The 23,405-nt window shown below is 47.3% G+C and carries 14 protein-coding genes, 6 tRNA genes, 1 rRNA gene and 1 pseudogene; 2 read left to right on the forward strand and 20 right to left on the reverse strand.

Translation table 11 applies throughout. The annotated features are described in order from the left end of the window. Positions 1 to 9: 9 nt before the first annotated feature. The 10 genes from NSS66_RS06220 to NSS66_RS06265 all read right to left on the reverse strand — a co-directional run bounded on the left by NSS66_RS06220 (position 10) and on the right by NSS66_RS06265 (position 16,126). A complete protein-coding gene (locus NSS66_RS06220; RefSeq protein ID WP_279832124.1) occupies positions 10 to 1,119 on the reverse strand; it encodes a M24 family metallopeptidase in 1,110 nt (369 codons plus the stop codon). A 166-nt stretch (positions 1,120 to 1,285) separates the two neighbouring features. Continuing rightward, a complete protein-coding gene (locus tag NSS66_RS06225) occupies positions 1,286 to 2,212 on the reverse strand; it encodes a carbohydrate ABC transporter permease (protein WP_340958581.1) in 927 nt (308 codons plus the stop codon). After that, a complete protein-coding gene (locus tag NSS66_RS06230; protein WP_338533297.1) occupies positions 2,209 to 3,114 on the reverse strand; it encodes a carbohydrate ABC transporter permease in 906 nt (301 codons plus the stop codon). Before NSS66_RS06230 ends, NSS66_RS06225 begins: the two co-directional genes overlap by 4 nt. A 33-nt stretch (positions 3,115 to 3,147) precedes the next feature. Then, positions 3,148 to 4,503 carry an ABC transporter substrate-binding protein gene (locus NSS66_RS06235; protein ID WP_235322371.1) on the reverse strand — a complete coding sequence of 452 codons (1,356 nt, stop codon included), beginning with the start codon at positions 4,501 to 4,503 and terminating at the stop codon, positions 3,148 to 3,150. 123 nt (positions 4,504 to 4,626) lie between these two features. Continuing rightward, positions 4,627 to 6,219, reverse strand: coding sequence for a response regulator (locus NSS66_RS06240; protein ID WP_340958582.1), 1,593 nt, complete (start codon positions 6,217 to 6,219; stop codon positions 4,627 to 4,629). A 16-nt stretch (positions 6,220 to 6,235) separates the two neighbouring features. Continuing rightward, positions 6,236 to 8,062 (reverse strand): cache domain-containing sensor histidine kinase, encoded by a 1,827-nt coding sequence (locus NSS66_RS06245; protein WP_340958583.1) that lies wholly within the window; start codon positions 8,060 to 8,062, stop codon positions 6,236 to 6,238. 13 nt (positions 8,063 to 8,075) lie between these two features. Further along, positions 8,076 to 9,374: an alpha-glucosidase/alpha-galactosidase gene (locus NSS66_RS06250; RefSeq protein WP_069079686.1), complete on the reverse strand. Its 1,299-nt coding sequence runs from the start codon at positions 9,372 to 9,374 to the stop codon at positions 8,076 to 8,078. A 136-nt stretch (positions 9,375 to 9,510) separates the two neighbouring features. Continuing rightward, a complete protein-coding gene (locus tag NSS66_RS06255; protein ID WP_340958584.1) occupies positions 9,511 to 13,536 on the reverse strand; it encodes a DUF5695 domain-containing protein in 4,026 nt (1,341 codons plus the stop codon). Positions 13,537 to 14,205: 669 nt separating this feature from the next. After that, positions 14,206 to 14,946: an SDR family oxidoreductase gene (locus NSS66_RS06260; protein WP_340958585.1), complete on the reverse strand. Its 741-nt coding sequence runs from the start codon at positions 14,944 to 14,946 to the stop codon at positions 14,206 to 14,208. Positions 14,947 to 14,992: 46 nt separating this feature from the next. Then, positions 14,993 to 16,126: an NADH-dependent flavin oxidoreductase gene (locus NSS66_RS06265; RefSeq protein WP_068938447.1), complete on the reverse strand. Its 1,134-nt coding sequence runs from the start codon at positions 16,124 to 16,126 to the stop codon at positions 14,993 to 14,995. Between the two features lie 176 nt (positions 16,127 to 16,302). On the opposite strand from NSS66_RS06265, the gene NSS66_RS06270 reads away from it, so the two are divergent. Next, the gene (locus NSS66_RS06270) at positions 16,303 to 16,785 is read left to right on the forward strand and encodes a MerR family transcriptional regulator (protein ID WP_023987240.1); all 483 of its coding nucleotides are present in this window, start codon (positions 16,303 to 16,305) and stop codon (positions 16,783 to 16,785) included. 346 nt (positions 16,786 to 17,131) lie between these two features. Beyond that, positions 17,132 to 17,983 (forward strand): aldo/keto reductase, encoded by an 852-nt coding sequence (locus tag NSS66_RS06275; RefSeq protein ID WP_340958586.1) that lies wholly within the window; start codon positions 17,132 to 17,134, stop codon positions 17,981 to 17,983. A gap of 362 nt (positions 17,984 to 18,345) precedes the next feature. Here the strand turns inward: NSS66_RS06275 and NSS66_RS06280 are convergent, their stop codons facing one another. From NSS66_RS06280 to rrf, 10 genes and pseudogenes are all read right to left on the reverse strand, one after another. Beyond that, positions 18,346 to 19,512, reverse strand: coding sequence for a collagen-like protein (locus NSS66_RS06280; protein WP_445671355.1), 1,167 nt, complete (start codon positions 19,510 to 19,512; stop codon positions 18,346 to 18,348). A gap of 410 nt (positions 19,513 to 19,922) precedes the next feature. Next, positions 19,923 to 20,309, reverse strand: coding sequence for a TetR-like C-terminal domain-containing protein (locus tag NSS66_RS06285; RefSeq protein ID WP_340958605.1), 387 nt, complete (start codon positions 20,307 to 20,309; stop codon positions 19,923 to 19,925). Positions 20,310 to 21,176: 867 nt separating this feature from the next. Continuing rightward, positions 21,177 to 21,639: pseudogene (locus NSS66_RS06290) on the reverse strand (phage tail protein). 898 nt (positions 21,640 to 22,537) lie between these two features. Then, positions 22,538 to 22,607 (reverse strand) — tRNA-Gly (locus tag NSS66_RS06295). Between the two features lie 10 nt (positions 22,608 to 22,617). Beyond that, positions 22,618 to 22,691, reverse strand: a tRNA-Pro gene (locus NSS66_RS06300). Positions 22,692 to 22,747: 56 nt separating this feature from the next. Continuing rightward, positions 22,748 to 22,824, reverse strand: a tRNA-Arg gene (locus NSS66_RS06305). Between the two features lie 7 nt (positions 22,825 to 22,831). Further along, positions 22,832 to 22,906 (reverse strand) — tRNA-Gly (locus NSS66_RS06310). A gap of 10 nt (positions 22,907 to 22,916) precedes the next feature. Beyond that, a tRNA-Leu gene (locus NSS66_RS06315) sits at positions 22,917 to 22,997 on the reverse strand. Positions 22,998 to 23,008: 11 nt separating this feature from the next. After that, positions 23,009 to 23,082, reverse strand: a tRNA-Lys gene (locus tag NSS66_RS06320). 70 nt (positions 23,083 to 23,152) lie between these two features. Further along, positions 23,153 to 23,269 (reverse strand): 5S ribosomal RNA (gene rrf, locus NSS66_RS06325). Between the last annotated feature and the right edge of the window lie 136 nt (positions 23,270 to 23,405).

Here is a 23,405-nt window from a genome sequence, read left to right on the forward strand (position 1 = left end):
CACTTAGTTTTATAATAAAAGCAGTTCCTTAGGCGAAGAGGTCAGTACCTTGACACCGTCATTTGTAATCAGCACATCGTCCTCAATCCGAACCCCGCCGAAGCCTGGGATATAAATGCCCGGTTCCACGGTAATGACATGACCCGGTACAAGCACCGACTTACTTTCGCGGGACAGCCGTACCTGCTCATGAATTTCGAGACCAAAGCCGTGGCCCAGCCCATGACCAAACTGCTCCCCATAGCCGTAAGAGGCAATCACATCCCGCCCCAGACTGTCTCCCTCCCGACCGCTTAAGCCGGGACGAAGTCCTGCAATCGTCTTCATATTTGCTTCCAGCACAATGGCATACAATTTCTCATGTCGTTCTGAAGGCTGGCCTACGAATACGGTACGCGTGATATCGGATAGATAACCACGCACATTTGCGCCAAAATCCATTGTGACGAACTCGTTCTGACCAATTTCCTTGTCACTGGCCAGTCCGTGCGGCAGCGCCGAACGCTCACCTGAAGCGACAATGAACGCAAAACCGCCTGATTCCGCGCCTGCGAGCCGAAGCTGATATTCCAGTTCCGCCGCAATCCGCCGCTCTGTAACTCCAGGCTGAATATAATTCAGCACCTCCGTGAAGGCGGCATCGGTAATACGAGCAGCTTCGCTAATGGTGTGAATCTCTTCTTCGTCTTTCACATCGCGCAGCCGTTCAATGACATCCTCCGTTTGCACGTACTCCAACGAGCCCAGCACGGCTTGAAGCTGTCCCGACTGTTGAAGTGAGACATGCCTGCTCTCCAAACCCAGTCTGTGGACACCCAATTTACTTGTGAGATCGGCCACGGTTTGGAAGATTTGCGCCTCATGCCGAATCACTGAATATTCCACTGCCTGATCTGTTGCCTGCATCATATAGCGGAAATCCGTCACTAAAAAAGCCTCTTCCTGCGTAACAAGTGCAATTCCAGCGGAGCCTGTAAATCCGGTCATATATCTTCGATTAGGCCCATGTGTAATAAGCAGTGCATCTATCCCTAGAGCCGGGAATTCCGAGCGTAACCGGGCCAGTCTGCCTGGAACACCCTGTAACGGTTTTGTCTTTTGACTCTCTTCCTCTTTCACTCGTACGCCTCCTTATTCCACATCTCTTTTCAGGGCATATGCCTTAGAACATACTCTCCACTTGCTTTTGAACACATGTATGCTCTTCTCGCTGCCGCTTTCCCGTAAGTCCTGCACCCAATTCTCCGTCTCTTTTTCAAGCATACCAGCGCGTCTCAGCTTCCTTTTAGCCTTTTATCCCTGTCAATGTGATGCCTTCGATAAAATAGCGCTGTCCGATAAAAAATATCAGGACGATGGGAGCCAAAATTGTGCTGGAAGCCGCCATCAGGTAAGGCCAGTTGGTATTGTTCAATCCCCGAAAAGTCGCTAGCCCCAGCGCTAGCGTAAAATGCTTTTCGTCACTTAAGTAAATAATCGGGCCCAAAAAATCATTCCACACATCAATAAATGTAAATATTCCGATCACGATCAATGCAGGCGAAGATAAAGGAATAATGACGCGCCATAGTACAGTCAGAGGCGTACCTCCGTCCATATAAGCCGCTTCGTCCAAATCGCGTGGAATCGTCAGCATGAATTGTCGCATCAAAAAGATGTTAAACGCCCCTCCACCGAACCATGCAGGAACAATCAGCGGCAGAAATGTATTCAGACCGCCCAGCTCACGCCACATCACGAAAGTGGGAATTAGCGTCACCGCGTAAGGCAGCATCATCGACCCGATCAGCAGAGAAAAGATCAGATTACGTCCAGGCCAGCGTAGGCGGGCAAAAGTAAACGCCGATACAATCGAGGTCAACATCACTCCTGCCAGCACACATACCTCAATGATGAACGTATTCATAAAATACCTGCCGAACGGTACTGAAGTCAGCGCTTCCGGGTAATTGCTCCATTGAAAAGGAGAGGGTATCCACTCTGGCGGGAACACGAAAATTTGAGATGTCCCCATCAGAGAGCTACGAATGAGCCATGCAAATGGCAACAGCATTAAAACACTACCTATCATTAAAACGACATACAGTACAATACGGCTGATTGGGAATGGTTTGGAACGGGTGGCGGTAGCAGGACTTCGGGAGCGTTCAGGCTGTGGAAGCGGATGTTGCGGTGTTTCTGAAGGATTGACAGAAGAAGTGACCTGATTCATGAACGTTCCCCTCCTTCATAGTGGACCCACTTTTTGGATGTGGAGAAAATCAGAACCGTTAGGACCATGATGACGAAAAATAAGATCCAGGCCAGCGCTGAGGCGTAGCCGATTTTAGTCTCCGTAAAGGCCGTACGCCACAAGTAGAACACATAGAACAGGGTTGAATTGTTAGGTCCCCCGTTGGTCATAACATACGCCTGATTGAATGCCTGAAAGGTGCTGATTAAAGACATGACCAGATTGAAGAAAATGGTTGGTGTCATCGAAGGAATGGTAATGTGAAAAAATTTGTGCCACCTATTGCCGCCGTCTACCTCAGCTGCTTCATACAGATGGGTGGGAACCGACTGAAGTCCCGCCAAAAAGATAATGACCGTGTTCCCGATCCCCCAGGTGCTCATCATGATCAGCGAGGGTATTGCAGTGCTCTCGTCATAAATCCATTTGCTCCCCGGCAGTCCAACGCTCTCCAGCAGCGAATTTAACAGACCAAAATCCGGGTTGAACATCCACAGCCACAGCATCGTGTTGGCAATACTCGGTACAATGGTAGGTAAATAATAAATCGTACGGAACACCGACAAACCCTTCACCTTTTGATTTAATAACAACGCAATGATAAAAGCTGCCGCCAAGCCTAGAGGTACGCTACCCAGTGCATAATATGTGGTTACGAACATGGATTGGGAAAAGGTAGCATCCTCGGTCAAAATGGTTCGGTAATTGTCCAATCCGATAAAGGTCATCTGTCCGCCAATCGTCCAATCGGTTAAGCTGAATACGAACGAGGCCACAATCGGTCCAATTGTAAATATCATTAATCCGAGGATGGCAGGAAGCGCGAATAGCAGACCCCAGTTTCGCTCCATGCGCATCATTCCTGATTTTGGTCGCTTCATGGGCTGTTCTCCTTTCGCAGCTGTCCCGCCGCATTATTCATCCGGGTATACTCCTTGAAGCAATGGCTGAATGATAGGTTCCAGTTCATCCAGCGCCTGCTGCGGCGTCTTCTTGTTCGTCCAAATCAGATCCAGCCCTGGGGTCAGCTTGGAACCGATATCAGGCCAGTTGCGAAGGGTCGAAGTTGACGGCTTGATCGCATAATCTCTGGCATACTCAATGCCAGCCTTTTGAAATTCCGGTGGATGTGCGGCATTATTTGTCCATGACTGGATGGCCTGCTCATCGGTATAATATTTTTCCTCGATAGGCATCCAAAGACCAGACTTGAACAGATCCACCTTTTCGGGATTGTTATGGTACAAATAAAATTCGAGCGCTTCCTTCGGGTGCTTAGTGCTCTGGAAAATGACCGTGGCTCCCGCAACAATCATCGTTTTGGGCTCTTTTAGCTTCGGCAGAACGCCGATACTCCATTGCAGCTGCTTGTTGTTCGAAAAATCGAGCAGGGACCATGTCCCGTCCACAACCATTGCGACCTTTCTTGTCTGAAGCCGAATCGTATTGGACGGCATGTCCTGCTGCTGGATCAAATCAGGAGAAACATGCTCCTTGAAAACCAGATCCTGCAACTTCTGAAAAACCTCCACCGACTCAGGACTGTTCAGGGTGTACTTCTTGCCTGTTTTGTCAGTCAAACCTCCACCGTTGCTCGCTAAAAGCGGCCCCCAGGAGCTGCGGTCATTGCCAAAGGCAAAGCCGTATTGCACAATATTTTTCGGATCAAATCCACTGTCTCCCGGATGCTTGCCGCTCTGATCCTTGGTCAGCTTTTTGGCAATTTCCAGAAATTCATCCCATGTCCACGCTTTTTGAGGATCAGCCGGAGGGACGGGTACCCCTGCTTCTGTAAACAACTCCTTGTTGTAAAATAACTGCATCACTTCCAATGCGGTGTAATTGCCAATAGACTTGCCGGGTTCGCTGTAGAGATAAGAGGATTTGAGCTTGTTTTTTAATTCGGGATATTCGTCATAATAAGAGGATAAATCCAGGAGTCTACCTTCACTTGCCCATTTCATCGTGAGGGAATCGCCCAGGTAGGCGATATCAGGAAGCTGATTGGCAGCCATTAACGTGTTAATTTTCGTCGTGTAGTCACCAGGGACATGCTCGCCCTTCACCCGAATGTTCGGGTGGGAAGCATTAAAGCTTTGAATCATTTTTTCCATCGCCTGCTTCTCGTCATTGCTTCCCCAGTACATGAACTTGAGTTCGACCGCATTGGGATTAGCCGGTTCGCCAGCGTTACCACTGCAAGCCGTCAGTCCTGTCAACATCGCCGTCATCACGAGAGCCATCCATGTCCGTAACCTTCGTTTCAGCAAATCAACCGGCCCCTTCCTGAACTGGTTTCTCCTTACAAGCCTATTATGCGCCGAGAGCCCAGAGCCGACCACCCAACGACTCCAGACTCTCTTTGTTTTGGTATGATTTTTTTAACAGCGCGTTTACAAAAATGTTTTACGAAACTCCGTCGGGGTCAGTCCGGTATGCTTTTTAAAGGCAATGCTAAAATAGTTGGTATCTGTGAATCCCACAACCTCCGCTACCTCCGCCACCTTACGATTCGCGTCCAGCAGCAGTTCTCGGGCTCGCTCAAAGCGAACACGCGTCTGGTAGTCTGCGAAGCTTTCACCTGTAACTTGCTTGAAACGGGCACTCAAATATTTGGGGCTCATATTCATGTACTCTGCAAGACGGTTCAGCCCACCATCCTCCTGAAGATGCTCCCGAATCCATTCCTTGGCCCGTTGGAATTTGCGTGGAATCCCCTTCTCACGTGATTCTCGGACATGACGACCCACCCGGACAAAATAGCGCGATACATAATCAATCATCTCGGGTCCATGCCGTAATCGGGACAGCTCCAACAACGGGTCCTGCTCCTGCATGGACGTTTGTCCTACAGATGCATCACTCTGAACGATCCGCATGACGAACAGCACGAGCTGAGTGACAATCATTTTCACCTGCTTGACGGGCAACCCTGCCAACTGTCCTGACCATTCCTGTAAAATCGCATGTACGGCAGCATCATTGCCTGCTCGAATTTCCGTAATCATTAGCAGTTCCTTCTCCAGTAATTGACTGCTGTTCGGCTCGGCCGCCTGAATGCTCTCATAGGGGATGATCTGGCTATAGCCCACCCACCCCCGATGCTCCGCCGCTTGCACAGCTTCCTCATACGCTTCGGGAAGTTGCTCCATCCGTTGTACGGGACGGCTAATCCCGATGGACACGCCCTGGCTCAATCGTTCCTGCACGGCCTGCCGAATCTGCTGTGCCGTCCGTTCCGCCGCCCTGCAAGATGCCGTCGCCAGCAGCACAACATGCCGATCGCGGGAAACCGCCGCACCATGCGCCTTCGCCCCGGCTGCTGCCGCAGCCTCCCCAGCCAGTCCGGCGAATACATGGCTGCTTTTATGCATGGAACCGTGTGGCTTGCTAGTGGCGGTTGCCTCCTGCTGCGACGCCTCCTCCAGCTCGCAGCACAGCACGGTATAAGGTGATCCACTCGTCTCGCCGAAAAATCCCAGCCCGTCCATCTCCCGAATGACCTCGGCTGCAGGACGCCGCTGCTGGAGCAAATCCAGCAGTAGATGCTCCCTGTACAATGGCTCCAATGAACGATGGCGGTGAATGGCTTCCTCCTCGCTTCTTCGCCATTGCGCAATGCGATCCTCAGCCCGGCTCAAAGCCGCTTCGAAATCCCCGCTGGTCACCGGCTTGAGCAAATAATCGACCGCTTGAAGCGAAACTGCCTGACGAATATATGTCATAGATTCGTACCCTGTTAGAAATAATAACGGGGTCCGCTGATCCTTTTCCCGAATGGTTTTTGCTACGTCCAGTCCACTCATATCCGGTAAATTAATATCCAGTAAAATCATGTCCGGTCGCTGCTCCGTATACAAACGTAATGCCGTTGTGCCGTCCTCCGCCACATCACTGACTTCCACTGACAGGCCACTTTCCGCCACCATCAGCTTCAGTCCTTCCCGAATATGATATTCGTCGTCCACAATCAGCAGCCGGTACATGCCATCCTCCCCTTTCTTATTCGGTTCGAATGGGTGCCAGTAAGGTAACCGAGGTGTACTGACCCGGCTCGCTTGTCACGGACAGTCCATATTGCGGACCATAATGCCGAAGACGTTCATGCACATTGCGCAGCCCAAAGCCAATAGCATTCCCCCGTTCCGCATCCAGCGACTTCCGGATATCGTTCAGACGCTCGGCTCCAATACCGCCCCCATCATCACTGACCGTCAAACGCAACATATCCCCTTCCCTTGTACCGGATAACATGATATAGCCACGGTCGGTACGCCCTTTTAAGCCGTGGTAAATAGCATTTTCGACGAGTGGCTGGAGGATCAGTTTGGGTACATAAAATCCGCAAATATCCTCCTCGACCTCGCAAATCCACTCGAACGAATTCCTAAACCTGAACTGCTGCACCTTCACATAGGCGCTTACATGCTCGACTTCCTGTCCCAAACTGATTTGCTCTCGGCCATAACTTAGCGAAATGCGAAAGCATTTTCCGAAGGCACCGATTACCTCTGCCATATCCCGTTGCCCATTCGCCAAGGCCATTCCATTCAGGGATTCTAGCGTGTTGTACAAAAAATGTGGATTAATCTGCGCCTGAAGCGCGCGGAACTCAGCCTGCTTACGCGACAGCAACGCTTCGTAGACCTGACCGTACAGTTCATGATTTTTTTGCATCATATGAAGAAAACGCTCCCCGATCTGCCCTACCTCATCCTTAGGATTAAAAACAACGGAAGTAGGAGCTTCGAAAGCTTGGGCTGAGCCTGTAGCGCTCACACTCCCATCGACCGCCATTAATCGGCTCAATTGAAGCAGGGGACGACGAATCGTGTCACTCAGCCGATAAGACAGCATCCAGCCCAACATCAGTGCAATCAAAAAAGTCCAGATGGTCCAGGCACCAATTTTCCGCGCATCCTCGAACAGCACAGACTGATCGACTTTTTGCAGCAGCGTCCATTGTCCTTCATTTAACGGGCCGTAAGAGATCATCGTCTGGCGGCCGTTCCATGTTCTCCAGTCCTTCGTAAGCACAGGCCTATCCACAGCCGATTTGGCAATCTGCCGCAATAGCGCTTGATCCGCAACACCCTGCTCCGGCAATCGGTATACAGGCTCGCCCTCCTGATCCAGCACCCACATCTGGGTATTGCCATCTGTTTCATGAAAAGCAAGCCCCCGAAACAGACTGGCCTTGTCGATTTCCAGCAGCAAAAATCCGAGTGGTGCATAATCTCCAGTCGTTTTTCGGAGCAGTTTCCCCACATAGATGCGATCCTCCGCCATTCCGCGTCCTGATTCAAACGGCGAATGAGCCATCCACATCATGGGCCGCTCGGCGAGTAGGCGGCGATAGTACACACGTGCTTCCTCTAATGTAGGAAGGCCGCCAAAACGGACCGAAACATTCCCCTGATAGAGAGAATGCTTAAGCCCGCCATTGGCGGCATATATGAGAGAGGACGTGATATACGGCTTGGTCTGGGTTTGCGTACGGACAACCATACTGAGTGTTTCATCGTTCCGTAAATATTCATAATCATCTTCCGGCTTGGTCTCCAGTGTGGACTGCACATCAGGATTGCTGAGAATGGCATTGGTTAGATCATTCAAATCGGAGAGCGTCGCATTGACGTAATTTTCACTCATTTGCCGGGACTGCATAGCCAGCGCTTCCGATTTCTCACCTAGGGAATGGGCCGCGATCCGGTAAAAGGTAAAGGTCAGTACCACCATCGGAATGACGGTGAGTACCAGCGTCAGTACAATGAATTTCCCACGGATTGTAGGAATCCCGGCGAACTTTTGACGACCACGGCCTCCCATTCATCTGCCTCCCTTACACATAGGCTGGGAGCCATGTCCCGTGGGCTGCAATTAGGTCATCACACAGAGAAACGATATCATCCATGGACAGCTCTGCGGACGTGTGCGGGTCCAACATAGCAGCATGATAAATGTGCTCCTTTTTCCCGGTGATTGCAGCTTCAATCGTTAACAGCTGGGTATTAATATTCGTCCGGTTCAGCGCAGCGCATTGGGGTGGCAAATCCCCGACAAAGGTTGGCGTAACCCCGTTACGATTCACCAGACAAGGTACCTCCACACAGGCTTCCTTCGGCAGATTGGTAATTAAGCCTGTGTTCATCACATTGCCGCCAATGGCAAAAGGCTGATTCGTTTCGATCGCCTCAAATATATAAGAGGCATACTCGTTTGACCGTTCATGACGCAGATCCTGATTACCCAAAAGCTCTTCACGCATCGTTTCCCATCGTGCAATCTGGCTCACACAGCGACGCGGGTATTCATCCAAAGGAATATTGAAGCGCTCGATCAGCTCAGGGTATGCCCGTTTGATAAAATACGGATGATACTCCGCATTATGCTCGGACGATTCCGTAATGTAATAGCCGAATTTTAGCATCATTTCAAAGCGCACCATATCATGATGCTTTTCCTGCTGCTTAGCGGCGGCTCGTTTTTTAATCTCAGGATACAAATCCACACCGTCCTTGCTCACTTCGAGCAGCCACGCCATATGATTAATGCCTGCGATTTTTGCCTTTACACCTTCCTGCTCCAGCCCGAGGCTTTTAAACAGTTCCGGTATACACGCCTGCACGCTATGACACAGCCCTACCGTACGGACACCGCCATAAACGTTCATCACATTCGTTAGCACTGCCATCGGATTCGTGTAGTTGAGAAACCATGCATCTGGGCAAACCTCGCGTACATCTGCCGCAAAATCGAGCATCACCGGAATCGTACGTAAATTGCGGAAAATACCGCCAATACCAACCGTATCGGCAATCGTTTGGCGCAGGCCGTATTTTTTAGGAATTTCAAAATCCGTAATTGTACACGGATCATAGCCCCCTACCTGGATGGCGTTCACCACATAGGTCGCCCCACGCAGTGCTTCCTTGCGGTCAGTGTAGGAGCGAATCACACAGGTGCTCCCTGTTGTTTTTTTCAAATTGGATAAAATATTTTCCGAATCTTTCAGCCTTACGGGGTCAATATCGAACAACGCCAACTCAAAGCCCTGCAAAGCAGGCGTCAACATACAATCGCCAAGCACATTTTTAGCAAATACCGTACTGCCTGCACCCAGAAATGTAATCTTGCTCATACTTTTTCCCCCCATTCACATTTTTGTTCGCAGCTTTGCACTCCAAATGCAAGGATACCCACCGCCACTCTCCCCTTTACAGGAGGAAAGTGACGATGGGAAAGGTTACTCATAACTATGCGTTGTTGCCTCCCATTCAGGATACCCCCGCTGATTTAGCGGAGCTAACAGGCCGAAGCGGTAAGGCAGATGTTACCGAGGGTGTCGTAGTTGGCGGGGTTACTGAATTCTCCGGACTAACCGGTGTTACCGATGAATCCGCAGCCCCAGCCTCAATCACAGTTACCTTCGCAATTGCCTTTAACTCTGTCCCTTCTACTTTACCCTTCAACTCAAACGAACCTGGAGCAGCATATTGTGCAGGGTCTATATCCTCCCATTCCACAGCCACCCATTTGGTGAAGCCTTCTCCATACGTAGCTTCCACGACGCTTGGCAGTTCGGGTTTTTCACCCGCACGAGTCGTCACGTTTACTTCTTTTAACGCGGTGATTTTCTCAGTTGCCGCCAGATTCTGTGCTGTACCAGAGGCCAGTCCTGCCACCTCGGTTGCATTCAAAGCACGGCTGTAGATACGGAATTCATCCACCAGACCATTGAAGTACGGATCAGGGTACTGAGATTTGCCGATGAAATTATTTTTGGTCTGACCCAGACTGGTAGGATTCAAGGTCAGGTTGGTATTGCGTCCCACTTCTTTTCCATCCACGTATAAAATACCTGTGGAACCCGAAAGCGTGACCGCAACATGCTTCCATACGCCTGTTGGCAGTACAGGGCCTTCAATCGTCTGCTCCTGTCCCTGCCCGTTGCCTTGGTTGGTAATGGCAAACAGCATGGTGTTTCCTGCTTTAGGCGTCAGGAACATATATTCATTCGTCCCGGAGCCGAAGTCAAAAATCCGCACATAATCGCTCAGGCTGTTCGCTTTGACCCAGCCGGATACGGTCAATTGCTGTGTCCGACTGACAATACCCGCCGGAAGCTGCACATAGCTGTCCTTGCCGTTCAGGCTGACAGCATTGCCTGTTTTACCCGCAGCCCATGCAGCCGTTCCCTTCACGGCAGCATCATTGCCACTGTCCGATGAATCCGCAACTATAGAACCGCTTGTTTCATCAAACTTGTAAACTGCAAGCTGTTCAAGTAACGGAGCCGCCGCTTCAGCTACCACCGTTACTTTAGCCTCAGCTGACAACTGAGAATCGCTGGCTGTCAGCTTGAACACATACGTTCCTGGCTCGGAAACGTCCACCTTCGTGCGCAGCGATGTTTTGTTACTGAATGTGACCTTCGCGTCCTGTGGTCCTTCGACCAGACTCCACTCGCTCGTCACCTTACCTTGTGGAAGTCCATCATCCGTAGCCGTGCCTTTCAGAATGATCTGATCCGGCAGCTTTACCTTCGAATCTTTGCCAGCATCCACGATAGGTGCTTTGTTCGGATCAGGTGTGGTCGGTGTCAGCTCTATCGTATAGGAGGATGCTGTACCAATCTCCAATTTAAGTTTGTTGGTGGTCGCATACGCATTAAACTTTCCTTGCGATTGACCGCCCACTTTAACCAGATACGTTCCTTTCTTCAAACCGTCAAATGTAACGTACGTGGAATGGGCTTGGCCCGGCGTTTGATTTTTCAGTTGGAACCATACATAATCCTTGGATGTTGCCAACTTGGCTTCTGTATATTGGTCCTTTTCCAGCTCGATATACAGCTTTTCCGTGATCAGATTGACCCGCTTGAACAGGCCGTCCAGTGGCTTGATCGTATACACGTTGCCGCTTTTGCTCACCTCTGCACCGTAGCCCGTCAATCCAAAAATAGGATCAATCGCGATATCAGCACTTAATGTTTTGAGCGCACCGAACAATCCGAGATCAGCCTCACCGCTCATGCCGCGCCAGCCGTTAAAGAGCGGAACATTTTTACCGCCGCCAGTGCCGTTCGTGCCGTTATTGCCTTTTTCCGCTTGATACGTCCATGCGACCGCCCCGATGTTTTCAGGGTCGGAGCTGATTTGCCCGGAGTTAATCGCTCCAACATTGGCAATTTTAGCTGCATAGGACAACCGCTGTTGTTCCTCACGGTGATTGTCCTCATGATGGCGAATCCAGTCATCCATCGCATATCCGGCAAGCGAAGTCGTGTACTGGAAGTTAAACCAGTTCTCCCCGGTAATCGTCACCGGATCGGTGTAGTAGTACCATACGGGCATATGACCGCGTGCCGCACGGGTTTTGGCATTAATTTTACTCATCATTTCCAGGGCTTTACTTTGCTCGCCCTCTGTATCTATATTCTGCTTGGCTAACGTATATACAGCCTCTTCCCCTGTATTGTCATAGCTATATTCAGAACCGTAAGGATACTTTGTATTTTTAAAATTGTTATATTTACGATCCATTTTTTCCTTGAGATCATTCGCTTCATCATCATAGCCTTCATCATGAAGTGCCTGAATAATATCCGGTGTGGTCAGTTCGCCCATCAAACCTGTTTCCCAGTTGTACGCGACTGGCCCTTCATACAATGCTTTGAAAATGTTATACGCCCGCAGCAAATAGGTTTCCTTTGGATGCTTGTAAGTGACAAGATCCGGGTATTCCTTGGCAATCTTGTACATGCTGAAATACGTGTTGTATACGTGCGGATACGCATACCCTCGATAGGTCGGTGTATCGTTAGGCTCTGGCATCAAGAAATCATGAATTAAATAATCCTCATGATGTCCGTTCATCAGATTTGTCCAGATCGCCGTCTCCAAATAATCGTCTACTGCCCGCACCTCTTTGGCGACTGGAGACAGTGTGTTTTTCTCAGCCAGGAACTGTCCGTGGGTCAGACCCCAATCGTCTCCCCAACCCCAATAGCCGTTAAAAATGTTGCGTTTGGATTTGGTATGCATCATCCAATCATCAAATACCTTGTCGCGCAGATCACCCGGTACATTCCATTGGGTTTTGTCGACCATAAATGTAGCATGCCGTTGCAACGCCTGATCAATCGGCTCGATGGCATAGAACTGTAACACCGTTTTGTTGCCGTTGCCGTATTCTACCGTTATGAAGTTCGGACCCAGCTTAGTAAATTTCAGTTCATAAATGTAATGTCCTCCGGCCTTGCTATCTGTCTGCGGAATAACGGTTCCGTCTGGATAGGTTACTTTGCTGATCGCCTGCTTGGAGCGCAGGTCCACCTTCGCCTTTTGATTCGTAGGCACGATCATGCCGGGTACGACTGTTGTATCCACCAAGTTTTCTTGGTACAACGTATCTTTTACATCATGCTCGTCCTTCACCGCCAGAAACTTGAAGCCATAGTTTTTGCTTTGACCAGGATTCAGGATCAGGCTTGTATTGGGCAAATACCCCCGATTCGTGGACTTGATGACATTGGAATGAATATAAAATACATTGAGTCCTTCCAGCCATTTGCCTTCGTTGGCTGGATTCCAGGCCCATTTGCTGCCCGGATGCTCCTCATCCCGCCAGTGATCCTGATATTCAAAACCCGCACCTGTTGTGGAATCAGGAATCAGCAGCAGGGAAGAACCAATGCCGCTGGGACGCCCAGCTGTAATATAGGAGCTGTTATTGCCGACAAAGGAATGCGTCACCACTCTAGTTTCGTAGATCGCATCACCGTTGGTCCACTGCTCATTAAAAGGCAGAGGCAAACCGAAATCGCCAATCTCCAATTTTTTTCCACTTGTATTCTGCACCTGTATATTCCACAGCACCGAACCATTCGACTCTGCCGAATACGTTTCAATGACTTTAAAATTGCGTATGCCTTCTGCGTTAGTAGAATTCTCGTACGTGACAGTGACACGGTTACCACTGGTTGTGATCTTACGTGCGTCTGCCGACTTGTTCGTCCATGCCTTCGTCCAGCTGCCTCCATCCAAGCGGTACGTGAACATCAGCTCCCCTAGCCACTGATGATCTGCGGTGTTCTGCTCAGGTGTAACCGTTGCGTTCATCACGTACTCTGTCGGGAAAGCATCTCCCTTGATACGTATGGATGAAATTTCACCGTGCTCACCTGTCTGAATCGTCAGCTTGTCATTGGATAGTTCATGGGCCTCTGCCGTATGCGTCCCAAACAACACAGACGCTGTGGTTAAAAACAAAAATGCCGCCAATATTCCCTTAAATTTCATCAACACGGCCTCCTTTTGGATCTCGGGGTCCTGATTTGCTTGCCAATCACCTGAAGTCTCTTCATTTCGCCGCAACCTCCTTGGAAATGTAAGCGTTACAACTCTATTGTACAAATCCTTGTCCATTGGTAAAATCAACATTTTCAACCGATTTATATAGGATTTCAACCTAATAGAGGGATACTGTTAGATCGGCAATCAACCAAGCTACGACAGATTTATCTGAATTAAGATTACAGATGATGGAGAGAATGAAATTTAGATAGAGAGCAAGGAGGCATTTTTAGATACATCGGGGTTTGAACAAATCATACAAACGGACACTATAAAATCGAGAATTTATTTTGAGCTGCTGTAGTGGGGAATCGATACGTTGGGTTTTCAGATGCGAGGGTATTTATTAAGATAGTTTCGCTCCTAAAGTAGAATTTGGAGTCTGCGTATGTAAAGAATTTTGGGGATAGGGTATGGGGAAAATCTGCTGAAAGCATCTATAAACTGGGCTGATTCCAATGGTATGCTTTGTATTGGTCAACCCCCATTTTATAGAGCTAACAAATCATATCTATCCCATAGCAATAGCAAGGGGCATGTAAACCGTACAAATATAAATACTGCCCCAAAATCTATTTTTAGGGCAGTATCAACAGTCTCATTATTTTTCTATTTTTATAGTTCTTGAATTGTTGGACGAATAATCATCTCATTAATTGCTACATCGGCTGGCTGTTCAATTGCAAATGCTATGGCACGAGCAATGTTAGAAGGCTCGATAGCAATTCTCATATCCTCATTAATTGCTGTTTTTAACTCTGAGTTTGAAATTGCTGCTGTTAATTCTGTATCAATCGATCCTGGCGAGACAATAGTCGTTCGAATATTGTTGATACACTCTTCTCTACGAAGGCCTTCTGTAATGGCACGCACAGCAAACTTTGTACCACTATAAACTGAACTAGCAGGGAATACTAAGTGCCCTGCTATAGAGGAAACGTTAATGATATGCCCTTCTCTTCTTTCTCTCATGGTTGGAAGAACGGCAGCAATACCATAAAGTACACCCTTTATGTTAACATCCACCATCAAATCCCATTCTTTGATTTTCTTTTCATGAACAGGGGATAACGGCATGACTCCTGCATTATTGACCATTACGTCTATTTTTCCAAACTCTTTAAGCGCATAATCCGCTAACTCTTCCATCTGCTCATGTGAGGAAACATCCGTCACTTTATAAACAGCTTGCCCGCCATTATTTTGAATTGCTTCTTGCAGCTTTTGCAAACGAGCTTCACGACGAGCGGCCAGTACCAGCTTCGCACCTTTAGAGGCAAGTTCTTTTGCAGTCGCTTCTCCAATTCCACTTGAGGCACCTGTAATAATGACAACCTTATCTTGAATATTTGACATATAATTCACATCCTTTCTTGATGAAAACGTGATAACAATAAAAATGTTATTCTTCGATATGAAACCATGGACCTGAAGCTTGGATGACACCCCAAAGTTTTTCCGGAAGCTCAAGCTCACTAACTTTTGAAGCCTTTATCGCTGTTTGGATTTCAGACTCTTGTCCACTTTGAACCTTTTCTACCCAGTCTGGATTCATGATTAACGTATGACCAATAGCCGCTAAGGACAGCCCCTTATCTAAAGCCGTTACAACGTCATCCGGAGTGTCCATAGCACCAGCTGCCATTACAGGCAATCTGCCATTTACATGCTCTACAATTAATTCAAGATATGTTTTTTCATCCTGACTATCGAACGGCTTTAACGAGAACGCATTTACGAGTGAAGCATGCACATAATCGACACCTTCTTCAATCAGGTGATCAATTAATGTATAGGTATCTTTCATTCGCAGACCACCTTCAATTGGTTCATCAGGAGAAAGCCTGTAACCCAATATAAACGGTTTTGTTGCAAATTTCCGAATCACATTTTTCATTTCTTGAATAACCGCCAACGGAAAGCGCAAGCGATTTTCTAAAGAACCTCCCCATTGATCCTCACGTCTGTTGAAGAATGGAGAAAAGAAGTTTTGCAGCAAAAATCCATGTGCACCATGAATTTCAACGCCATCAAATCCTGCTTCAATGGCTCGTCTTGTTGTTTCTCCAAATGCACGAATTACTTCCATGATCTCATGATGTGAAAGTGCTCTCGGCAAAACAGAAGGAGCAAATGCCGTAGCTTCAGTCTGTACAGCACTGGAACTTACCACATCTCCATTTGGAGTTAAGGTCGGAAGTGCTTTGTTGCCTGCGTGGAAAACTTGAAGTACCGCAGGAGCTCCTCCACTTTTCGCCGCATCGGCTAATTTTCGTAAACTTGGAATAAAGGTATCGTCATAGCCTGCAAATTCATGCGTAAAACCTATACCGTTTGGTTGGACATGCGTACAGCCTGTTATAACCAAACCTACACCGTTCACTCTTTTTTTATAATAATTTACTTCTTCATCTGAAATCGTGTAATCGTCATTACTGGCCCAAGTTGTCATAGGCGCCATAATGACTCGATTTCTAAGGTCGATTCCATTTTTGAGTGTAAAGGATTCAAATAGTTTGTTATATTTTGCGTTCATTTTCTAACCTCTTTCTAGTTATTCATTTATAAACTGTAGTAATTGTTGTCTTAAGTTAAAGCATTTATTCGCATTCCCAGAGGAGATTACCAGTTGATGAGCGCTCACAACATTGGTACAATGACATCATAAAGTATTCGAGTAACTCGAAGTCAATAGCAAGGAGGTTCGAAATTTTGAATCAGACATTACATGAACCAAAATATACGGTAAAAGATGTATCTGAAATAACTGGCCTTACAAAACATACGATCCGTTACTATGATGACCAACAATTAATACCTTTCGTTTCGAGAGACGGCAGAAACAATCGCTTATTCTCTGAACATGATCTGGATTGGTTGCGAATGGTGCATTGCTTTCGTATTTCAGGATTACCGATTTCAGAAGTCAAACATTACATTGCTATGTGTTTGCAAGGTGATGAGACGATTCCTGAAAGGGCTGAGCTTGTTGTAAAACAAGAAAAAGAACTAGAAGCGAAGATCCATGAGTACAACCTTCAATTAATGCACATAAAAGAGAAGAAGGCTTACTACGAAAGTGTTTTGGCTGGTCAATTAGACGATACCTGGAATCCAGTTAACAATAACCCAGAATGTGGAGAAAAGTACGATATACCGGAACATATCAAATCAGCGTCAAAAGTTCATGCTTGATCTTAGAAGATAGTCTACGGCTTCGAGTACACTCGAAGTCAATTTTTTTGTGTATTTAATTTTGACGGATATTGCACCAATCTGCCTGTTACTTCAATGAAAGAGGGAGCATTTGCCGCGGCAGTGTGCTCCCTGTTCTAAATTCAACTATCGTTTTCCGTTAGTTGAACCCCGAATTAAATTAAGTTGTAGGTGGTAGTGAGAGGATTAGGCAAACATTTGGCACGAACGGGATAACGATCGCTTTGTCATCTGGTGCATAATAAGGATGTGAAGTGGGTGTCTGTTATGAATATGGATTGTAGTTGATTTACACATAATAATTAAAAATACTGGAGGATTTTATATGCAAAAAGTAACTTTGAACAATGGGGTTGAGATGCCTATACTCGGTTTTGGTGTTTATCAGATCCAAGATGCAAATGAATGTGAACAAAGCGTTTATGACGCTATTATGGCAGGCTATCGTTTGATAGATACCGCTGCCTCTTATTTAAATGAAGAAGCAGTTGGCAGAGCGATTAATCGAAGTGGCGTGACAAGAGAGGAGTTATTTATCACTACGAAACTTTGGGTTCAGGATACTGGTTATGAGCGTACAAAAAAGGCATTTGAAAAATCACTGGAAAGATTGCAGTTGGATTATTTGGATTTGTATTTAATTCACCAGCCATATGGAGATGTGTTTGGTTCTTGGCGCGCTATGGAGGAATTGTATCGTGAAGGAAAGGTCCGTGCAATCGGCGTTAGTAACTTCCATGAGGATCGCCTGATCGATTTGATTATTCATAATGAAGTAGTTCCTGCCGTAAACCAGGTTGAAACGCACCCATTCAATCAGCAAATTGAAAATGCAAAATTCATGAAAGAGAATAATGTTCAGATCGAATCCTGGGCGCCTTTTGCTGAAGGGAAAAATAACTTGTTCCAGCATGAGATATTGGCAGCCATAGCTGAAAAGTATAATAAATCCGTTGCTCAGGTGGTTTTACGCTGGTTGACACAAAGAGAAGTTGTTGTGATTCCAAAGTCCGTTCGTAAAGAAAGAATTATCGAAAACTTCGATATCTTTGACTTTGAGTTAAGCCAAGAGGATATGGAGTCGATTACTACGTTAGATACGAAACAGAGCCTGTTCTTTTCACATCACGATCCTGACATGGTGAAATGGATCGGTAGCCGTAAACTCGATATCTAACCCTCTTTCAAAAGATCACCCGTAGGTTTTGATTACGCCAAAAGAACCAACAATTTAACAATAACCGTTAGAAGTATGGAGTAGATGCCCTAAGCAAATCTACTCCTCTTTTTCGTTTACGGTATCAATGTATTTATTGAACTATCGTGTACGCTTAGTTTAATACATTTATCAAAGAAGGGACGTCCCCCATCACAGATGTCTGGAGAAACGCCCCTGTCGGCGGTGATCGCTACAAAGCAATACATTTATGTCGTAGGAGCACAATGTCCCCGTACCAAATTATTGCACCGCAGAAATATTGAGGGCGGCCTCTATTTGATATTGGCATTATTATCGAAAAATACTGCATTTCTTTCCCTCTATGCAACCTGCGTAATAACAAGGTGCGCGGAAACTGGTCTTGTTCCTCCAGCTAATGGAGTGATCGTGAGTGCCGCGGCATTGCCAGCAGGATTTCGCACTGTGAGTACTGAATTAATGACCGTTGTTTGTACAAGAGCCATTCCTACTATTTGAGAAGTACCTGTTGCACGCCCGACCACCGTATAAGCCAGGTCAGCGCCGTTGAGTGTTAAAATGAGTTGACCCGGTTCGTTTACACCTACCTGAAACAAAACCTGATAAGTGCCAATTGTAGCCAAGTTAAAAGAACTAGCATTTATACGGGTAATTGCAGTCCCACTGATTGGACCATCTTGCGGAAAACTCACGTCCGTGTCGGGAGCAACAGTTGCTGCATTATCAGGAGGCATCAAGGCAAAGAAATCTGCAAAGCCTAATACTCCACCTGCTGGTCCTGCTGCTCCTGTTGCTCCTGCTGCTCCTGTTGCTCCTGTTGCTCCTGCTGGACCTGTTAGCCCTGCTGCTCCTGCTGGTCCCGCTGGCCCTGCTGGTCCTGCTGGTCCTGCTGCTCCTGCTGGTCCCGCTGGCCCTGCTGGTCCTGCTGGTCCTGCTGCTCCTGCTGGTCCTGCTGGTCCTGCCAATCCAGCTGCGCCAATTGCTCCTGCAATCCCTGCAAGTCCCTGTGGGCCAAGTGCTCCTGCAAGTCCTTCGGGGCCAAGTGCACCTATCGCTCCTGCAATCCCTGCAAGTCCTTGGGGACCAAGTGCTCCTGCAAGTCCTTGAGGGCCAAGCGCCCCAAGTGCTCCTGCAATCCCTGCAAGTCCTTGGGGACCAAGTGCTCCTGCAAGTCCTTCGGGGCCAAGTGCGCCTATCGCTCCTGCAATCCCTGCCAATCCTTGGGGGCCAAGTGCTCCTGCAAGTCCTTCGGGACCAAGTGCTCCTATCGCTCCTGCAAGTCCTGCCAATCCTTGGGGGCCAAGTGCTCCTGCAAGTCCTTGAGGTCCTGCTTCTGCAATTGCTCCCGCAAGTCCTTGAAGTAATTGCTGACCTTTAGGTGGGGGACACGGTACCCGCACTATTTTTTTAATAACTAGAAGACGTCGTTTCTTTTTTTTCCCTTTTGGATGGCAAACAATTGCGGTTTTCTTTTTGCACGATTTTTTTTTATACAGAAAACTCAACAGTTTCTTTTTTCTTTTCTTTTGGATGGCAAACAATTGTGGTTTTCTTTTTGCACGATTTTTTTTATCCGGACAACTCAACAACGACACCTCCCTATAAAGATAGTTTAGTGTACGTGAGTTGTTTATTTTAGGCATGGACGAATAGCCGGTTATTCGCTAGACTAAAAACCATTTTTAGAATATTGGGTGTTTAGTAGGGTGCTGTTATTTCACAAACCACAACACTCTTTCAGTATGATTACAAAATTTAATCATCCTTCACTGCGTCAACCAAAATCACATTTGGGTCTCTTTTTGTACCTCACAGTGGCAGTGTGCTCCCTGTTCTAAATTCAAATATCGTTTCCCGTTAGTTGAATCATTTCTGTGATTGATCCACCTTGTAGATTCTTCTGGTAAGCGCCTGGTCATCATCTGTCCATGATATTTGGAGCTGTTTGCGGGTTTTTGAGTGCAGGCAGTAGAATGCCATCGATTAGCACTGTGAAGAAAGGCTTGTCGAACGGTTTGCGCTGGATGAGTCCGCGAAAGGAAGCCATTGAAGTAATGACCTGACAAGCCATCTCAATGTCCGCGTGAGCGGGAATTTCACCGCGGACGACGGCTCGGTTCATAAGCTCGCGGTTCACAACAACCCATGGCTCGAAAATCCCGGCTGTTCCTGCTTCGGCAAATTCCGGATGCTGCAAAAAGGAGCCTAGGCCCGCTAGGACACGAAATTTTCGTTCAATCGTAGAGCTTTGTCCTTCGGTACACGGTGAGGGGGACACAGGATTTGTGCCGAGACTGATCAACATTGCCAAAACGAAGGGCTTCTCAGCCTATGTGGAAGGGGGGACCAACCGCTGACCGGCTGTGCACCGCCTTGACGCTGCCCATCTATACCGCCTTGCGTTAGAAAAGGCACCCGCCGGTTCACGACTAAATGGGGTCGCAGATGAAGGAGTGCCATTTCGCGACATCGCTAGTGTTATCGGTAAACACCTGAACGTGCCTGTAGTCAGCATTTCACGTGAAAAAGCAGACACCCACTTCGGCTTCCTCAGCACACTTGCAGCGCTCGATATCCCGAGATCAGGCGTTGCAACTCAGGAACTTCTGGGATGGCAGCCTGTGCAACCTGTACTGATCCACGACCTCGAACAGTCTCACTACTTCAACAACTGATTGGAGGCGAGACCGAGAATCGATCATGGGCCGCTTAATAAAGCACTTGAGAAAAGCGAAGCAAGACATAGACTAGCAACAACATGTATGAAATAGAAGTTTGGATATTAAAACACGAGATCAACACGAATGTATACCACACTGAGTGTTGTTATCTTCATTCGCATCGAACTATTCTGGCTAATCGTATTGTTAGGTCACTTCCCCCAAGAAAATTTTTCGTCTTTACTTATGGTATGGTTCACCACATTGGCTGAAGGGCAAGTTCTCGAAAAATAGCCTCCTTATCAGAGACTACCCGCGATCTTCCTGTATGATAATCATATGATAAGCGGTATCTTTCCCTATTATTTCTAGCATTTTCTCAATCAAAATTGCTTTTCATCATTCCTTCAAAGAAAGGGCCATCCTTTTGCGGGATAGCCCTTTCTTTGATTTCACATTTTTTTGCAAAGAGAATAAGGGGATGGATTCCTCCGTTTGCGCTTTTGCTTACTTTAATATTGTCCTTTAATTACAAAAGAAGCCCCGGATTGTTCCAGCTAGTTTAGACTCCTGCCTAGCAAACTTAAACTTCTCTTCTAACTCTTTTGGTACCTCCATCCCCTCAGAAAGCTTAAAACCAACGGCCCGCTTTTTAGAGTCATCCACCGTATACATGACATTGATTGCAAGACCATCCTCATAAAAAACGTAGGTGAATTGGATATTTTCCACTTGAAAACGCGACGTTTCTAAAGGTTTAGCCGCAAACGCATTATCACGTTCTTCTATCAAAATTCGGTTCACATAATCAAGGCTCTCCTGGCTTTCGCTAGCGGGTACAACCGTAAATTCATACTTGTATTTATTCATAAAATAACGGGCTTCATTAGCACGTAAACCCGCAAGCGCTTCTGCTACAGGTGAAGACTCTAAACCAACCGTAGACACATCTTTAAAATCAACCAGATACGACAATTTCTATTCCTCCTCTTCTCTCTTTACGCCCTAACAGCAGGAGTCCACATTTCACCAAAATCGATTCAAGAGAAGATTTGAATGGCGAATTTGTTAGTTAGTTTGTTAAATAGTGTTCACATAGACTGGTATTCACCAACACTGCTTTAAATATTCGACCAGCGAGACAATACGATGCTGCCTATAGTTCCTTGAGGTCGGGAAATTAAGGACTCAGAGTATGTCCTACCAAAAAAATCTCGGCCTGTGCCCTGTACTTCCATTAAGGAGGTTCAGATTCACAAGCCAAGACATTTTCATTCATGATGGTGGCCGTTAGGCCATGTTTGTTTGGGAAAGCCCCTCTGCATGGAAGGGGAATACCCGCATACGTAAACCAAATGAGTACGAAGCCTATGTGCTCGGCACCACCCGAGCGACTTCTTCGTTACCCGGATCGGATATCTTCAACTGTTGAAGTAGTGACCCTGTTCGAGGTCCGGGATCAGAGCGGGGTGTACTGGCTGCTTCTCAGACGAAGATGACTCGGTCAGCGCTTCGCTCAAAGCCCATTGACCGATAGTTAAGCAGATTGAAGGTCTGGATCTGGAGCGGTTGCTTCTCTCGCCGATAACAAAGTTAGGTTGCGGGGTGCAGGAGGTGGGGCAATTTCTGATGAGATTTTCTGTCTGCATGCTGATATTTCCTTCAAGAACTGAACTGCGAACTGAAACTTAAGTATATGGAGGAGATCAGAAAATAAGAATTCTGGAAGTTGCCTATGTATGTTAATAACGCAAAGGAACGGAGGAGATTGCCTTGGAGTTTCTACTGATTGTCATGTGGATAGGAATAGTTTAAAAGTAAAAAAGAAGAGATGGCATAAAAATAAGCCATCTCTTCTTTTTCATCTATATAAAGCGGGTTATGGGAATCGAACCCACGCTACCAGCTTGGAAGGCTGGAGTTCTACATTGAACTACACCCGCCATTAATTTATCGGGACGACACGATTTGAATACACGACCCCCTGGTCCCAAACCAGGTGCTCTACCAAGCTGAGCTACATCCCTCACGATTTTGAGTCGCGCGCGTCTGCCAATTCCGCCACACCGGCTTATGAAGTTAATGGCGTCCCCTGAGAGATTCGAACTCCCGACCTTTTGATTCGTAGTCAAACGCTCTATCCAGCTGAGCTAAGGGGACTAATAAGTGGAGCGGACGACGGGAATCGAACCCGCGACCCTCGCCTTGGCAAGGCGATGCTCTACCGCTGAGCCACGTCCGCAAAAACAAGATGCGCGTGGAGGGACTTGAACCCCCACGTCAATGACGCTAGATCCTAAGTCTAGTGCGTCTGCCAATTCCGCCACACGCGCATGAATACAATGGGAGCCATGAAGGACTCGAACCTTCGACACCCTGATTAAAAGTCAGGTGCTCTACCGACTGAGCTATAGCCCCATCTAAAAATTTAATTTTGTATGTATAATCAATAGCCTGATAGGCGAAAAAAAATCCCCATTATGGGGTTGCTTGGCGGCGTCCTACTCTCCCAGGACCCTGCGGTCCAAGTACCATCGGCGCTGGAGGGCTTAACGGTCGTGTTCGGGATGGGTACGTGTGGAACCCCTCCGCTATCGCCACCAAACATGAATTTACATCGTAAATTCTTCCGTATGGTTATTCGGTTCATCACTTATCGTGTGAATGAATAGCCATGCGCTTGTCGTATGTCACTTGTACATACCTTCAAGGTTACACCCTGAAAACTGGATCCGAAACTT

This window comes from Paenibacillus sp. FSL R10-2748 (genome assembly GCF_038005565.1).
Lineage (GTDB): Bacteria > Bacillota > Bacilli > Paenibacillales > Paenibacillaceae > Paenibacillus > Paenibacillus polymyxa_B.